The organism is Polynucleobacter yangtzensis, assembly GCF_001595965.1.
GTDB classification, from domain to species: domain Bacteria; phylum Pseudomonadota; class Gammaproteobacteria; order Burkholderiales; family Burkholderiaceae; genus Polynucleobacter; species Polynucleobacter yangtzensis.
In genome coordinates, this window is sequence record NZ_LOJI01000003.1 from 118,876 (window position 1) to 136,095 (window position 17,220).

Sequence of the window (17,220 nt, forward strand, 5' to 3'; positions counted from 1 at the left end):
CAAGACCTATATAGAGACCAAAACTATGTCAAACATAACCGCTATTTCTTATCTCATTTCATCGGTGTTGTTCATCCTCGCTTTGCGTGGTTTGTCTTCACCAACTACTTCACGCCAAGGTAATACCTTCGGCATGATTGGTATGTTGCTTGCTGTGATCACGACATTCTTGATCCCAGACTTCAAGCCTGTATTTTCATTAATCATTGCTGCAATCGTTGGTGGTGCCGTTATTGGAACCATTGCTGCTAAGCGCGTGCAAATGACTAAGATGCCTGAGTTGGTAGCTTTGATGCACTCCTTTGTAGGTTTGTCAGCTGTACTGATCGCGATTGCAGCCGTATTTAATCCAGCACACGACCATACTGGCGCACAAAAGATTGAACTCTTTATTGGCGCGTTTATTGGCGCGATCACATTCACTGCCTCAGTAATTGCTTTTGGTAAGTTATCTGGCAAGGTTAGTGGCAAGCCAGTAAGCTTTGCTGGTCAACATTTACTCAACCTCCTTTTAGCTATCTCAATGGTTGGTGCTGGTATTGCTTACTACATGGGTGATAGCCACGCAGCCTTCTTGGCAATGTGTGCCATTGCCTTGGTATTGGGCGTTACTTTGATCATCCCTATTGGTGGTGCCGATATGCCAGTGGTTGTATCGATGCTCAATAGTTACTCTGGTTGGGCTGCAGCAGGTATTGGCTTTACCTTAAACAACCCCGTGTTAATTATTGCGGGTGCTTGCGTAGGTTCATCTGGCGCGATTCTGTCCTACATCATGTGTAAGGCAATGAACCGCTCTATCTTGGCTGTATTGCTCGGCGGCTTTGGTGCCGAAGCTGCTGCAGGTGGTGGCGATGACGGCGGTCCTAAGAATTACAAAACAGGTTCACCTGAAGATGCTGCTTTCTTGATGGAAAACGCTGACACTGTGATCATTGTTCCAGGCTATGGCCTAGCGGTTGCTCGCGCCCAACACGCCCTGAAAGAATTGACTGAAAAGTTAACTCACCATGGTGTGACTGTGAAATACGCTATTCACCCGGTTGCCGGTCGTATGCCTGGTCATATGAACGTTCTCTTGGCGGAAGCTGAAGTTCCATACGATCAAGTGTTCGAGATGGAAGATATCAACAGTGATTTTGGTCAAGCTGACGTGGTCTTGGTGCTCGGCGCTAACGACGTTGTTAACCCAGCAGCACGTACTCCAGGCAGCCCAATTTTTGGTATGCCAATCTTGGAGGCGTTCAAAGCAAAAACCATCATCGTTAATAAGCGATCAATGGCGGCTGGTTATGCCGGCTTAGACAACGAGCTTTTCTACATGGATAAAACCATGATGGTCTTCGGAGATGCAAAGAAAGTAGTTGAGGAAATGGTCAAGGCTGTTGAGTAATTCAACTGGACCAATAGATATAAGGCTGTAAGGGGGATTTAAAAGGGCTTGTCCAATTCCTGTCCAACTGGAGAGGAAAAATGGCATCAATTCGTAACCGCAATGGTAAGTGGCAAGCCCGCATCACCCGCAAAGGACAAGAAGCAGTTGCAAAGTCCTTTCACTCCAAACAAGACGCTGAAAAGTGGGCTAGGCAGCTTGAGACCGAAATCGACAAGGGCAGCTATACCAACACTACCCTTGCTGAAAGAACCCTGTTTAAAGACGTTATAGAGCGCTACGTGCAAGAGGTCACACTCAAGACCCGAAGCATGAAAGAGGATGCATACCGCCTCAAAGCGCTGGCAAGACACTCCATAGCAAACCTCAGAATGACCGCTCTCACTCCAATTAAGGTAGCGGAGTATCGGGATGAACGATTAAAACTCGTTTCTAATGGGGCGGTGATACGGGAGCTGAGCTACTTCTCCTCAATCATCAACCATGCAAAACGGGAATGGGGCATTAATATGGTCAACCCAATCCCTTTAGTGAAGAAACCACAAAGTCCTCAAGGGCGCAACCGAATTCTGACTGAGGAAGAGCTGGGTCTACTATACGCAGCACTCACACCAAGAGTGAAGAATGCAAACCATTGGATATTGCCCTTAACTAAATTTGCTTTAGAAAGTGCCATGAGGCGTGGTGAAATCTTAGGATTACGCTGGGAGCATATTGACCTACAAAAACGCACTGCTTTTATTCCAATAACTAAAAATGGTGAATCACGCTTGACTCCACTAAGTACGACTGCTACTGAAATCCTGCAATCATTGCCAAGAAACTTACATGGCGCTGTCTTTCCAGTGACTGCATGCGCCCTATCTGCAGCAATAGATAGAGCAAGGACTAAAGCCAAGATTGAAGATTTTCATTTTCATGATTTAAGACATATGGCTATTACTCGCCTAGCAGAAAAACTCCCCAATCTCATTGAACTTTCAGCAGTATCTGGACATAGGAGTCTTACGATGCTCAAACGCTACTACCACCCAAATCCAGAGCATTTAGCACAAAAGCTAGGATAAAAAATATCTATACTCAATCTATATCCGTTACTAAAAAATCATATGAAAACTATCCTTCTATATTTCGCTTGTGGATTTCTTAACACTGCATTTGCAATAGAAAGTCCAGAAGGGGTTGTGTATTGTCACAAGAAATCGGTTGTGGAATATCGACTAGTCAACCCTAGAAAAGATGGCACTGCATCTGACGTTGATTTAATTGTTAACGGCAAAACGAAGCGATATATGACGGCATACTCTTGGTTTGGCTCAAATCAGCCCACCCCAAAAAACTTTAAATTTGCCATTCTTGGGGAAAGAGAGTTTGACCCCTTGTTGGTGTTTGATAATTACCTAGAGAATGTCAATAAAAATCGATACCAGAAGTGTAACTAAGGCATTGAAAAAGAGGTTTTTACAATCCCACCGTGTAAGTTGCCATCACAGTCGTTGTACCCACCGCTTGATAAGCCTCTTGACGATAAATGCCAGTAATACCTAAGCGTTGATTCTTTTCAATGTCATAGCTCGCACCAAGCATGGCTGTTGGTCTAGTTTTTACTGGGTTGGGATTAAAGTTTACTGAGGTTAAGCCAGAGATACCTGTCGCATTGATTGAGCCATTCTGGGTATTGGTATCAGACTCTACGCCAGCACTGGCAAATAGATTGGTTTTAGGAATGCCTTTGTACTGCGCACCTAAGCCAGCCAATACAGTAGTAGCGTTGGTATTAAGAGCTGAGTAGGTCAAAGGTGCAGTGACAGAACTACTTGCACTTTCGGCATACCCACCCATATTGTTTTGGGTGTAGCGGACACCAGCATAGGGAGAAAGGATGACATTTTGCGCAATAGCAAATCCATACTTAGCTGATAGCTGTGCGCCTTGGCTATTGAGCTGTGATGAACCAGAGCCTGCTTCACTCAAACCAACAACTTGGCGAGTCACCGTTGTATTTTTTTGTCCATAAGCAGCTGATACTTTGACTTGCGTTCCAGTGTCATCCAAGCGCTCATTCCAAACTCCAAACAAACCTAGCAATGGGGTGTTATTACCAAGATTGACAGTAGCGCCAGCGTTATTGACTGAGAGATTTTGGTCTGCATACGCACCAATGCGGTAGTGTGGATGTGGGCGATAAGCCGCAATCAGTAAGGCACTGGTGTTATTTAAGCCATTAGCAGCAGATACTGCAGTGTTACGACCACCAGCGGAAATACAAATATTGTTCTTATCGAATACAGGGCAGTCATAAGTAAAGCTATTGGTAAGAACGGTGTTCTGTAATGCGAAGATAGGTTGTAAAGCGTTAGCTGTATTGGCGAGAGATTGCTGAGTCCAAATTAAGGATGCTCCAGTAAACACCAAATCATATTTGCCACTCACCCCATTAAGAGACAGACTCCAGCGCATATTGTCATAAGTACCAGACGATGTCGTGGAAACGGTGACATTACCATTCAAAACTCCTGAATACGTTCTAGACGTTAAAGTAGGTGAGCCGTAGATTCCGAAATTTGCAATCGCAGTGGCATTGGTCGCCCATAACTGACCGTAATTAGTAGTGCTATTAATTCCGATGTTGTAATTTGTTAATGTGCCAGTTGAATTTGTATATGTTAGAGCAGTCGTAGAAGCTGTAGCTCCATTGCCACCTTGATAATTATTTAGAGTGCCAATGACTCTTGCGTTGAAGATGCCCGCCGTTCCACCACTAATGACTCCACCAATATTATTTAAAGTAGTAATAGTCCCAGAGTTATTAATTCCGTAATCTGTTCCCGTAATTAAGCCTCCAGAATTATTAGTTAAGGTAGAGATTGTTGATGTAGAGGCATAGTTCCAGATACCGTGTGAATTCCCACTACTTCCCGTGGTAGATATTGTGCCGCTATTGATAATATTAGTTATAGTGCCGCCATTCCAGTTATAAACGCCGCCATAGGTAGTGCCAGTAATTAACGCTCCAGAATTATTCGTTAATGTTCCAATAGTTCCTGACTGGTTATATATGCCGCCATAGGTAGTGCCAGTAATGTTGCCTGAGTTGGTTATAGAAGTTACTGTTCCTGCGTTTTGAATACCATAAGAAGAGCCAGTTAAAACTGCGTTTGAATTATTTGTAATGCTATCAACAGTTCCTGACTGAATCCAAATTGATGGATAACCAGAGCCACTGGTAACGCTCCCGTAGTTGTCGATTCCAGCAGCAGAACTTATGTTCCCGTGAATACCCGCAGTATTTGATGGAGCAGTAATATTTCCAGTGGAGGTTACTGTTACCAGCCCAGTTGGCAAATCACAACCCGTTGTAATTGAAGAATCGATTACTGTTGAAGGGCAATTAGCAGCAAAGGCAGGTGCGCTTGCGAAGCCCATAAAATACGTCACCAAAATAGCGGAAGTTAAGCGACTATTCATATATAAACTACTGGATGTAAGAGTTTTTGAAAGTTAGATTATAGGGGATTAGATTCTTCTCAATAATTAATACTCCTACCTCACCTTAAACAAATTAATCACCTTAATTAAAATATGTCTTTATTTGAATATAGGGCTTACTCCAAACATCCTGCTATCAAAAAGCAGGCAGAAGTCTTAGTTAACCTGATGCTGAGTGAGCGTTCTCGCAAGCCTTCAGCAAATAAACGAAACAAGCTCACCAAATGGATGAAAACCGCCATAGCAGGTCTTTATCTGATTGGCGGATATCAAAGAGGTGATGTGCAGATTCCGACTGGACGCAACCTTTATCAAGGCAATACTCGTAGAAGTGCGATGTATCGAAGTGAGCTATTAGATTGCTTTTTATGGCTGCGTAGCAATGGCTATATTGAAATGACCAAACCAGCCCATCAAGACAAGAATGCCAAATGGACGCCTGCTGCCTATCGCTTAACTAAGAAGTGGTTTGATGTTGCGTGTAACTTTAGCCCCTACACTGAAAGACAAAATCAAATCCTTCAATCGATTACTCGCAATCCTGCAGCTCCATTGATTGAGCTTCGTAAAGATGGCAAGAGAATGCGTTTGAATCACCACCCCGAAAAGTGGCGATGGCTCAAGAGAATTAAGACTTATAACGAACGACTGGAAAAGCATCAATTTAAGCTCAACGGAGAAGTGTTGCCACCAGTACTATTTTCTTTAACCAGAATCTTTAATGACGGTTCGTTCAATCGAGGTGGACGCTACTATTCAACCTTTCAAGGATTTAAGTCCCAGTTAAGGTTATTCATCACCATCGACAATGAACCTGTCATAGAAGTCGACTACAAGGGCTTACATCCATCATTACTCTATCAAAGGGCTGGACTACAAGAACCAACCCAAGAAGCCTATACGATTGATGGCTACCCTAGAAAGCTGGTTAAAAAAGCCTTCAATATCCTCATTAATCGCAAGAAACCAGCTCCTGCAACAGGTAGTCTTATCTTTTATCTTAATAAAAATAAGCAACAGTATGTGGATGAAAAGCACCCTATCGCACCTATTATCGACAAGGAATACTGCATCGCTCTGGAGAAGGCGATTAGAGACCATCATAAGTCCATAGAACACTTCTTTTGCACAGGCATAGGTCTTGAGCTACAAAACCACGACAGCCTTCTATGCAGTCATATATTTGATTATTTTTTATTTAAAACGGACAGTATTGTCCTAGCAGTGCATGATTCATTTATTGTTAAACAGAGTGATATTCCTCACCTTGCAGAAGCCATTCGCTATGCTGAAGTTACTGTCGCTAAAGAATTAAATACCACTTACAGAGAACCAGACCTTGAAACAGAAACTGTGACTCAAATTGATAACTTTGACCAACTGATGAGTTCTTCATTTGGTTCTTCTCTAGACATCAACTACATACCAGAATCATTAATCTCAGAGTTATTGGATAACGTAAATCAAGAACTAGAGCTTGCTGAAGATGTTCTATCTTTTGCTGATGCTGATGCAGATGCAGTAATAGATGCTGAAGAACCCCTGAATTAACCAAGTAATTAATCTTAGGATTAATGGTAATTTATTGATGCTGGAGTCGTAGGAATCCTTCTATGGCTTATTAGTACTGCTAAGGTAGACAATGCAGATAAATACCTATACATATCAAGTATTTACAGAGATTTAGAAAATAAACACTTCTCCATCCACTCACCGATAGGGGATAAATAAATATCAGTCTATTTTGTCCTTTTTGTATGGGAGTTAAGCATCAACATAGGTATGAATTTAGCTTAACCCATGCCCCCCCCTGACTCAATATTAGATGCCAAATATTCTGTCCAGACTCTGTCCATTTCTTGTCCATTTAGTGGTTAAATATTGACTGATTTAACGAAATGCAGGAATTGAAGACAAACTTGGCAATATCCATGCAAGCCATATATTTACTGAACTCTTCTACATGCGATGATGGTCTTCGGAGATGCAAAGAAAGTAGTTGAGGACATGGTCAAAGCGGTTGAATAAACCCAGGCCTCAATACTTGTAATAAAAGACCGCCTTCGGGCGGTTTTTTATTACACTAAACAAACTACTCAAAAGAGCGACATCACCTTAAAAGAGCTTGCTATGCCAAATTTCGTTGAGAATCACCTCAATATCGTTCAATATGCACCAATCATATTCTTTACCTCCATCCTAATATTCTTATTGATGGGCTGGCTATATGGAAGATATCGGACCCGCACAACCGAACATGTCGTTGTCCGCGATTCATTGGCTACAGCAATTTTTGGATTGTCCGCGCTTGTACTTGGCTTTACTTTTGCCAATGCAACCGATCACTACGACAAGCGGATGAGCTTAATACGTGATCAAGCGCATTCCCTGAAACAGGTTTATCAGTCAAGTAATTATCTAAATCCTACCGATCGTGTTGCTGTGCAAAACACCTTAAAGCAAATACTTAAGCAGAGAATATCTAAGTATGAAAACATTAAAAAAATGGATGATCTTGACGCGAACAATAACGTCTTAACTCAGTCCTTAAACACACTGAATGAAGAAGTCAACAAGGCAATTAGCCGGGCTCCAGTCAGCACCAAGGATTTAGCGGACAATATCTTGAGACCCCAACTTACGCATCTATTGGATACTTTCCAAGAAGGAATACTCAATGGAAAGCACCATCCCCCAGCAATTATTGACCGCTTCCTATTTGCTCTACTCTCAATAGGTGCCCTATTAAGCGGCTACTCAATGGCTATTAAGAAAGAGGAAGATTGGTTTCTGACGGCACTTTACTTGGGCTTGATGGGCTTTGCGCTTTACGTGATTTTTTCGTTGGAATTTCCACATCAACTTCAAGATGCGAATCTCCTGAATGCAGACTTTTTAAAACTTCAAAAGGCCTGGCAATAATCACTAAAAATTTACCTTCTTTGATAGCTATTGGATAAGTTGTCTTGCAGTACATACGCAACGCCATTAGCGACCAAAGAGAGATCTTGATCAAGCACTCGACTACGGTAGGTCCAGCCAGCCGGTAATTTGAGCTGCTCGTTCAATACTGGAAGATCTTTAATGTTGAGTGCAGGATTCACAATTTGTGAATACGATTGCATAACATAAACATCACCTGCTGGAGATGTAAGTTCATAAACAGTACTACCAGCTCTATAGACAAAGTTGGTAGTACGAGCAACTTCATTGGCGGTGTAATTCTTGCTACCCATCAGCTGCTTCAGCAAACTCAACTTTACTGTTGCCCGTAAATTCATCTCAATGCCACCAAAAGTCTCTTTTACGTCATTGACGGTATTTCCGGCAGCCTGAATTTCATCCATCATCCAATAGCGCGGGCCATTTAAGATGGCAATTGAAGCATCATAATCTTTGACAATTGACTCTTTGGTTAACGAACTCCATTGCGCTTCTGGGCAAAGATTAAGGCCCTGAGTGTTAAATACCCTAACTTCAAGCTTGAGCCAATCGCGCTTACCAATCAAGACTTCACAATAGCGCTGATTACGCAGGTTGGATATGCTTTTTTCAAAGATTGGAGTTTTTTGGGTAGGAGTTTGAGTGCAAGCCTCGCCTATTGTCAGCACAAGAGAGATCGCCAGAAATACAAATGATTTATTCATGGGTTCACTGTACCAAATAAAAAAACGCCCGGTCTTTTGAACCAGGCGTTTTAGTTTCTACAGCAAGCTAGCTGGAGAGGTGAGGCTATTACATCATGCCGCCCATACCACCCATACCACCCATGCCGCCCATATCAGGCATGCCGCCACCAGCAGACTCATCCTTAGGCGCTTCAGAAATCGCGCAATCAGTAGTCAACAAGAGGCCAGCAACAGAAGCCGCATTTACCAACGCAGTTTTTGTTACCTTAGTTGGGTCAATAACACCTTGTGCAACGAGGTCACCGTATTCACCGGTAGCTGCGTTGTAGCCGTTATTACCCTTGCTTGCTTGAACAGCATTAACAACTACACCTGCGTCTTCACCAGCATTGCTAACGATAGTACGCAATGGCTCTTGCATAGCGCGCAATACGATGCTGATACCAGCGTCTTGATCAGCGTTGTCGCCTTTCAATCCCTTGATACCTTGCATTGCACGAATCAACGCTACGCCACCGCCAGGAACAATACCTTCTTCAACGGCTGCACGAGTTGCATGCAATGCGTCGTCAACACGAGCTTTCTTCTCTTTCATCTCTACTTCAGTAGCCGCGCCAACACGAATCACTGCAACACCACCTGCCAACTTAGCAACACGCTCTTGCAACTTCTCTTTGTCGTAGTCGCTAGTAGCTTCTTCGATCTGAACACGAATGTTCTTCACACGAGCTTCAATCGCTTTAGCATCGCCAGCACCGTCGATGATGATGGTGTTTTCTTTGCCTACTTCGATACGCTTAGCTTGACCTAAATGCTCAAGAGTTGTTTTCTCGAGTGTCAGGCCGATTTCTTCAGCGATTACTGTGCCGCCAGTCAAAATGGCGATGTCTTCCAACATAGCCTTACGACGATCACCGAAACCAGGAGCTTTAACAGCACAAGTTTTGATAATGCCGCGGATGTTGTTCACAACCAAAGTTGCCAAGGCTTCGCCTTCAACATCTTCTGCAATGATCAACAATGGACGACCAGATTTTGCTACTTGCTCGAGTACTGGGAGCAAATCACGGATGTTAGCAATCTTCTTGTCAAACAAGAGCACGTATGGGCTTTCCAATACAGCAACTTGTTTTTCTGGTTGATTGATGAAGTATGGAGAGAGGTAGCCGCGGTCAAACTGCATACCTTCAACTACTTCAAGCTCGTCTTCCAAAGACTTGCCATCTTCAACAGTGATAACGCCTTCTTTACCTACTTTTTCCATTGCTTCTGCAATGCGCTGACCAATACTGTGGTCGCTGTTTGCAGAGATAGAACCTACTTGAGCGATTTCTTTAGTTGTTGTGCAAGGCTTGCTAATTTTTGCGAGCTCTTCGATTGCGGCTGTAACAGCCTTATCGATACCACGCTTCAAGTCCATTGGGTTATGGCCTGAAACTACATATTTCATACCTTCGCGAACAATTGACTGAGCCAATACAGTAGCGGTAGTTGTACCGTCACCAGCGATGTCAGCAGTTTTGGAAGCTACTTCCTTAACCATCTGCGCACCCATGTTCTGGAGCTTGTCTTTGAGTTCGATTTCTTTTGCAACAGATACACCGTCTTTAGTGATTGTTGGTCCACCGAATGAACGCTCGATCACCACGTTGCGACCTTTTGGTCCCAAAGTTGTTTTCACTGCATTAGCAAGAATGTTTACGCCTTCGACCATCTTGGTGCGGGCGCTATCTCCAAATACAACGTCTTTTGCTGCCATGATTAAATTCCTCTCTTAAATACCGAAATTACTTCTGTACAACAGCCATGATGTCGTCTTCACGCATCACGATGAGTTCTTCGCTGTCAACTTTTACTGTTTGACCTGCATATTTACCAAACAAAACGCGATCGCCAACTTTGACATCAAGTGCGTTTAATTTGCCGCTGTCATCACGTTTGCCTGGGCCCACTGCCAAAACTTCACCTTGATCAGGTTTTTCTGCAGCAGCGTCAGGAATGATGATTCCGGAAGCAGTTTTTGATTCTTGATCTAAACGCTTGATGATTACGCGATCATGTAAGGGACGCAAATTCATCTCTTCTCCTATGTTAGTAAGTGTTAACTATTTAAATAAACTATATAAATCAATGCTTTACAATCTCATTACACGGAGTTTTAGGGTAATCTACTGATAAATCACCTTTTTAGCACTCGCGTGTAGGGAGTGCTGATTATATAGGTCTCATTCCCTGTATTTCAAGGGCGGATCACCATAAATTCTTTAAGGATTTTGACGATATTCATCCATCTTGGAACTTTCGTCACTTATCTTGAAACTCACCACAGCCACAACCCATTGAAAGTATTGGTTATTACTTGTATTTCATTGAGATAGGTAGATTAAGAAGGCTCTCTTTGATCCAAGGCGGGGGTAATACGCTCAATGCCCCTAAGGCTCATAGACACATGAAATACTTGAATTATTAAATTTTGCCAAATATTTGTACTTAGACAGCCTGATGAAAGAAATACCCAAAACACCGCCGGTGCTCAATTTAGAGTGGTCAATTATTGCACCCAAAGGCACACCCAATTTATAGCGGACGTACCTACCAAGAATTTGATTTTCATAGGCACTAGTAAGGTTTTTGCCTCCCTCACCAGTACGCACCATATCAAATTCAATTCCATCCTCAAATTGGCAGGAAAAAATTGTCCCCGGGCTTGGAAGCAATTGATTGCCTTGAATAGATTTTGGTACATGTATATATGCGGCATTCAAATCTTTTCTGCCTCTACTTGAGGTATGTTGACCCCAATTAAGGCCCGCCCCTGCATTATGAATTTCTTTAGTCTTAGAGGAGACAAAAGATAGATCAAAGGTCACTTTCTCATCAAAATATTTGGAAGAAAATACAAGTGGGACATCACTTTTTAAGGATGTACCAAAGTTATCTAGAAAATCTCTCGTTATCCTATGCGACTGGTTTTCTAGATCACCGAAGATCTCAAGACCCCTAGACAATGGAATTCCTGACAGTACGCAGGATATCTCAAATCCCTGCGAAGAAAATTCTCTTTCGAATGCGAAGGCTCTTGAAGTTTCATTAGCAAGCAAAATAACGCCAGGCGCCATTTTCAAGCTATCTTTTGCTTTTGAAAGATCCACCATATATAGGCATATTTTTGGAAATAATTCCTGTAGCTCTATGCACTCGTTCAGGAAGAATATCTGGTCATCTCCATCTGAAAACTTAAGGATGAACACCTTTAATTCTTCTAGATTCTTTCTTTTATACAACCCAACATCTTTGGAAAGTTTCCACAAAAATGTTGGGTTGAATACCGGCGCCAGTATTGTTATGTGAGTTGGTGACTGAGTTTCAATCAACTCAACTAGATGCTCTAACGAATTCATTGATTTCTATAAAAGGATTCATATTCATCAAGCACCGAAAAGAGTGATAAACACTCCTTGTCTGTAAGCTTTAATGGAGTCCTTTGGGCTTTTGAAATTAAAGCCGTACGGCTTGGATTTTCCATATTGTTATCTTGCAAATACTTAAGAACCTTTAACCATACTGGCGCTGGCGTCCCCTTAACCTTGAGCTCGGACTCTAAATCTGAGGTGAACTTCTGGCTCTTCTTATCTTCTCTTTTTTGCTCAATAAACTCACCCTTATCAATCAAAATTTCAGAGAATTCAGACAAATCTATATTTTTAGCTTCAGCTTTAACAACAGTCCAGAATGCCTCACTCTTTGCGTAAGAACTTAACTCCATAATCTGACGATTCTCATCGCGAAGTAAGTCATTAACTTTTTTGGCTAACCTTAAGAGGGCATTCTCGACTGGAATTGGTAAGGCCTGTTTTTTCCAAATGGACTCAAAATCAATCGCTTTACCAGACTGTTTTGCCATATAAGAAAGCAAGGAAAGCGTATAAGTGACAACGTTTGCGCGGCTAACAATAAACCACTCCTCTTTTTTGGCCTGGACAAGTTTTTCAAGTCGCTTAAACATGATTGCCATGGCAATTAGAGACCTAAAAAACCCTTCGCTTATATTTGAATCCGACTGATCCCAGGAATTAGTTACTCGCTTTGCAAATTCACTGAAGCTATATTGCGCACCTTTGCTAACAATATTTGGCAACATCTCAAATGTATTCAAATACTTTGCAAGCTCGGTTTTGGTTAGCATTTGATCTCTAGGATTTAGTGCTTGAAATTTTTTCTTCTCAGCATCAGTCTTGTATGCCTGTTCGTTTACATACTGTCCGCGAGCCCTTTCATAGAACCAGAAGCTTCCAGCCACTGCACCAGGTTTTGGCGGAGCGCTAATTCTTCTAGAAAACTCTTCAAATCTTTGATGAAAGGGATGGTTTGAGAATAAATCTGAGTCATTAACCTTTGTTTGAGAATTGGCAAACTTAGAAATGAAAGGCACTAATTCATTGGCTTTTTCTGGCGAAACAATTGAAAGCTTCATTTGAACCGCAATATTGGACATATCTAATTTGTCTTTTATTGCTGTTGCGTAGAGAGTGGCTGTTGTTTGACCCCCATTAACAATTTGGAAGTTCTTTAAATGAGTTAAATAAAGGCCATCATCTTTAGACTCAAATGTGGCATCCTCGGCAGTTCCAGTTATGCCGTTGTTAAATGCAAAGAATTTATCTGGCGCAGAGCTAATAGTTTCCCGCATACCCTTGTTGACAGAATTCTTAGTGGACAGGAAGCTGCGAACGTTCTGCTCAAGCAATCTGCCGCCCCATTTTCCATATATGCCAACAAGAACCGAGGCTGGCATAACTACCAATGCCGACTTTAAGGCACCCTCGTTCGCGGTGGTTGCCATTAGAGCCTTTAAGGGTGAAGCTGACAAATCAATTTCAATATCCTCGCGCTCACGTCCCGATAGCTCCATCTGAAGAAAGCGACCCAAGTCCCAAACAACAACCTCAACATGAGAACCGTGAATCTCAATATTCTCAATATCAGTAATCCGCTTACTAATTGGTCTATTTGAGATTACGTAAAATTTCAAATTAGGTTTTACTGCCTTAGTCCAAGCAGACTTTAAAGTCGTAGCAACATTAAATGGTCCGCTACCAGGCTCAAAAAACTTAAACGGATCTTTTTCTAAGGCGAATTCAACGTATTTCTTAAGCTTCTTCAATAGCCTATCAATATCAGTTTGAATTAGGTTAGCAGGTTCATCGGCTTGATCAAACAAGCTAATAAATAAAGACATTGTTCCAATTGATAACTCAGAATCACTGTCATCCGAGAAGGCATCAATACGCCAGATATCAGCAGAATCTCGGCCATCCTCAATAAGCTCATAGCTATCAATATCGCCAAAATCAACAAGCTTATCGAGCCCAAACCTTACAAATTCAGATTCAATAGACGAACCATCTACGCCGGCAGTTAAAGCGAGTGTTTCTTTAAGAGATTGATAAAACTCTTGAGCGGTAATCACGTTGAAACCTCTATTTCATCCAATGAAACTTTAAATATTTCTAAATCTGCTAAAGATACGCTGTACTTACAATCAACTATCGAGCCTGCGACATTGGCCTTGGTGAGCTTAGGGAAGCCGTCTACCACCCTGTAAAAAACTGGCGCACCTAGTTCAAAATAAATATCATTAAATTTATTGGAGACATAACCAGAAAGTAGCAACTTTGTTTCGAGGGATAAGGATTTTTCTGGATCCAAATCCCTTCTAATAGAGTCAATGATCTCGTCCAAATTCGTTGCCGCAGGATCGTCAGAATCTACCAGCCTACCTGGAAATACAGCGATATAAAGCCGGCCTGAGAAATCCAGTTGAAATAAAGAGGAAATTTTTATATCCGCCAAAGCCCAACTTGTAGCCTTTGTTTCAATGGCGAAAGATCTATTTTTCGAGATGAAATCCTGGGGGCTATCTTCAGGGCCTACCCAAGTTCCAATATTTTCTTTGAATTTCGTGATCCATAACTTTAAAAACATCAACTCAGCAGCCAAGCCAATTACTTGTTTTTTTGTTAGACCTTTAAAATCTTTTTTAAACAATTCATACCAGACAAGTATTCGATTTTTTATACCTAACAATAGCTGCTCAACTGTGCGCAAACTCTTCGAATAGTTAATCAAATCCTGGCATAGCACTTCAAAAATTTCAAAAAATTCGTAGTTGACGCAAATAAGGGTCAACATTGGGGGGCAGTTTTCATAAACCTTTTCTTTTACTTCGAAGTGTTTAGAAATTGGGATTTCAGGCGTGGGAATATCACCATTTAGAACCTGAATAGCTAAACCAACCTTACCGTCAGATTGCTTCACCCAGGACCAAATTGCATGATCAGTTTTTTCTGCCAATCTCATTGTGATGGAGTTGCCGGATGGCTTATCCATAGTAGACCAAACAGTCATTAGACTTCCTCCGCCTCAATCTCATCATCCAAATCTTCTGATTCGGGCATATATCTTGCCAACCAACCTCTTGTCACGTCATATGAAATCGATTTAATTTCTTTTTTAGTTACTGGCAGAATCACAGAAATTCCGTAATAAAGGTTGCCAGATAATTTTTTCAAATCATCTGGCAATTCTTTATCGGCCGGCTCAATGGGTTCAATCACGTGAATCACAAGCATAGGTTTCGTGCGCTCGACGCCATCTGCCAAACCAATTCGGTTAATGGCACCAGTACTTAATTTGCGATTTCCATTAACAAATAGCGCCTTAAGATAGTTGGCTTTTCCGTTAAAGAATATCGTACGGGTTTGCGAAAATACATGCCTACCCAATACCTCGGTAAGCTCTTCAGACGTAGAATCCTTTCCCGACTTGCCATTTTTCTTATTAAATACGCATAAGTCCCAATGCATAAGATCGGACTCTTGGACGTAATCCAAATAACGACCGAATAGTTCCTTATCAGCCCACCCACCATTAAATCTATGCACATTTAAATCTTTTAAAAATGGAATAATTTCATTTCCAGAAACATCGCTCATAAAGAAATGCTGCGACTGATCTGCTGGAGCGGCAACCTCTTTACCTAAATTTGCTTTTACTAGATTGAGGATTAGAGCCTTATTCTCTTGATTGCGCTCTGGCTCCAAATCGAATGCATAAGTTTCATAAGTTCCAGAAAATGACATCTGCACTCTTACATTTTTACTTGTTTGCATCTTATTCTTTGCAGTTACAAGTAAATCAGGGTGTGATCTAACTCTCATACCAAAATCATTTGGTGTCATTTTTTGCTTAGCCATCTGTGCAATACTCTCGCGTAGCTCTTCAGTCGCATTGGTAATATGGCTATACCAATCCATTGATTGTGGCGAACACCATAACCTCAAAAGATCCTCATAACCATCTCTGTAGCCGAACCATCGCCCCATCTGCATCAAAGTGTCGTACATCAGCGAATTTCGATATAGATAACTGATGGTTAAGCCACTTAAAGTTAGCCCTCGGGAAAGCCTAAAGCCGCCAATAGCAATTAATTTTTTCGGGCTTGACTCATCCCAATGCATTGCATCATCAGATTTTCCATGAATGACAACCACTTCCGGCTTATCCATTACCAAAAGAGACTCACATACATCAGCCCATTCAACTGAACCGGCTAAATTATCAGCATATTCACTGATAAAAAGATCTCTTAAGGAATTGAACTTAATATCTCTAGAGTCCTTCAGGCCAGCGTTTGCTTTTATGGAGCTATAAAAGTAATCGACCTGCTCTTGCACAAGATGTCGCAGACTATCCTGTGCGCTTGTTAGCCTGGAAACATTTATCAGGCAGGTATCAAATCTATTGTCAGGATTGGATGTATTTATTTTTCCACTCAAGCGTCGAATATCTTTAATAGCAGAGGCAACAAAAAAAGTGCCCAGCGCTTCAATTAAGGACTCAGGCAATTCAGCCACTACAAAACCAGATTTATGCTTTAAAGGAATCTTATTCTCAGCGTCTTTAATTAGGATGGTTGCTTGTGGAGCGGTATTCTCATCAACAAAGAAAAATTTACCGCCCCGGTAATTTGAGGGTGGATTCAAGGCAACAATAAAGTCTTCAGGAAATAAATCCTTCATTTCAGATGCATCAGCATAGTCATCTGGCGCAATAAAAATATTTGCAAATGGTGTCGCGGTATAGGCCACATAACTCACCCGGTCGCATAGCTTCAGCATATTTCTTATTGCTTTATTGATTGCCCTAGGCTCTTGGTCAGGCTTGGCCGTGTCTACTGAAGCATTATCTGCCTCATCATCGATGATTAAGACCGGGCTTTGCAACTTCTTACCGCCAGAGTTTTGCGTCCTTAACCAAACATTAATTTCTTCAAGAATTGATTTGTTCTTTTTGGCAACAATTAATACAGGATTAGTATTGCCATCAATATTCAATACCCCTGGATTTTTAAAGTCTGTATTTTTATCTGTTAAAACCATTACTGGCTGAGATCTCCTACCAATACCTACGCCGATTCGATTGCCGGTAGACGCAGACATCCCAACTCGACTGCGTTGAGATTCTTGGCCAACGAAATCTCTATCCAAACGCTTTTGCGTTTGTGATCTCAGGTCCTCAGTCAACCCTGTTAATACAATAATCAATTTATAGCCCATATCGCAGGCCTTATTAATCAGAGCTGAGTAATTTAGAGTTTTACCGGCCTGTACATCTCCCACAACCATGCCACGACATAAAAATGGATCT

13 protein-coding genes are annotated in these 17,220 nt (G+C 41.7%); 5 read left to right on the plus strand and 8 right to left on the minus strand.

The window, feature by feature from the left end; translation table 11 throughout:
• Positions 1 to 25: 25 nt before the first annotated feature.
• The 3 genes from JaK3_RS03855 (at position 26) to JaK3_RS03865 (ending at position 2,835) form a co-directional block, all read left to right on the plus strand.
• Positions 26 to 1,393, plus strand: a complete 1,368-nt coding sequence (locus tag JaK3_RS03855; protein ID WP_068320921.1) for an NAD(P)(+) transhydrogenase (Re/Si-specific) subunit beta — start codon at positions 26 to 28, stop codon at positions 1,391 to 1,393.
• Positions 1,394 to 1,473: 80 nt separating this feature from the next.
• On the plus strand, positions 1,474 to 2,460 hold the full coding sequence (locus tag JaK3_RS03860; protein WP_068320922.1) for a site-specific integrase: 987 nt from the start codon (positions 1,474 to 1,476) through the stop codon (positions 2,458 to 2,460).
• A 42-nt stretch (positions 2,461 to 2,502) separates the two neighbouring features.
• Positions 2,503 to 2,835: a hypothetical protein gene (locus JaK3_RS03865; protein WP_068320924.1), complete on the plus strand. Its 333-nt coding sequence runs from the start codon at positions 2,503 to 2,505 to the stop codon at positions 2,833 to 2,835.
• A 19-nt stretch (positions 2,836 to 2,854) separates the two neighbouring features.
• Here JaK3_RS03865 and JaK3_RS03870 read toward each other — a convergent pair whose 3' ends face one another.
• The gene (locus tag JaK3_RS03870; RefSeq protein WP_068320925.1) at positions 2,855 to 4,861 is read right to left on the minus strand and encodes a beta strand repeat-containing protein; all 2,007 of its coding nucleotides are present in this window, start codon (positions 4,859 to 4,861) and stop codon (positions 2,855 to 2,857) included.
• Positions 4,862 to 4,975: 114 nt separating this feature from the next.
• Here JaK3_RS03870 and JaK3_RS03875 point away from each other — a divergent pair, with 114 nt between their 5' ends.
• Both JaK3_RS03875 and JaK3_RS03880 read left to right on the plus strand, forming a co-directional pair.
• A complete protein-coding gene (locus JaK3_RS03875; RefSeq protein ID WP_068320927.1) occupies positions 4,976 to 6,433 on the plus strand; it encodes a hypothetical protein in 1,458 nt (485 codons plus the stop codon).
• Between the two features lie 579 nt (positions 6,434 to 7,012).
• A complete protein-coding gene (locus JaK3_RS03880; RefSeq protein ID WP_068320929.1) occupies positions 7,013 to 7,804 on the plus strand; it encodes a hypothetical protein in 792 nt (263 codons plus the stop codon).
• Positions 7,805 to 7,815: 11 nt separating this feature from the next.
• Here the strand turns inward: JaK3_RS03880 and JaK3_RS03885 are convergent, their stop codons facing one another.
• The 7 genes from JaK3_RS03885 to JaK3_RS03915 form a co-directional block, all read right to left on the minus strand.
• Positions 7,816 to 8,529 (minus strand): hypothetical protein, encoded by a 714-nt coding sequence (locus JaK3_RS03885; protein ID WP_068320930.1) that lies wholly within the window; start codon positions 8,527 to 8,529, stop codon positions 7,816 to 7,818.
• Between the two features lie 88 nt (positions 8,530 to 8,617).
• Complete coding sequence (gene groL / locus JaK3_RS03890) at positions 8,618 to 10,270, minus strand: chaperonin GroEL (RefSeq protein WP_068320933.1); 1,653 nt, start codon at positions 10,268 to 10,270, stop codon at positions 8,618 to 8,620.
• 28 nt (positions 10,271 to 10,298) lie between these two features.
• Positions 10,299 to 10,589 (minus strand): co-chaperone GroES, encoded by a 291-nt coding sequence (locus JaK3_RS03895; RefSeq protein ID WP_068320934.1) that lies wholly within the window; start codon positions 10,587 to 10,589, stop codon positions 10,299 to 10,301.
• 354 nt (positions 10,590 to 10,943) lie between these two features.
• Positions 10,944 to 11,912 carry a phospholipase D-like domain-containing protein gene (locus JaK3_RS03900; protein ID WP_068320936.1) on the minus strand — a complete coding sequence of 323 codons (969 nt, stop codon included), beginning with the start codon at positions 11,910 to 11,912 and terminating at the stop codon, positions 10,944 to 10,946.
• Positions 11,909 to 13,981 (minus strand): AIPR family protein, encoded by a 2,073-nt coding sequence (locus tag JaK3_RS03905; protein WP_068320937.1) that lies wholly within the window; start codon positions 13,979 to 13,981, stop codon positions 11,909 to 11,911. The genes JaK3_RS03900 and JaK3_RS03905 overlap by 4 nt, the downstream gene beginning before the upstream one ends.
• Positions 13,978 to 14,919, minus strand: coding sequence for a PD-(D/E)XK motif protein (locus JaK3_RS03910; protein WP_068320938.1), 942 nt, complete (start codon positions 14,917 to 14,919; stop codon positions 13,978 to 13,980). Before JaK3_RS03910 ends, JaK3_RS03905 begins: the two co-directional genes overlap by 4 nt.
• Positions 14,919 to 17,220 (minus strand): Z1 domain-containing protein (locus JaK3_RS03915; RefSeq protein ID WP_150114196.1); only part of this gene is annotated, 2,302 nt, incomplete at its 5' end. The genes JaK3_RS03915 and JaK3_RS03910, both read right to left, overlap by 1 nt.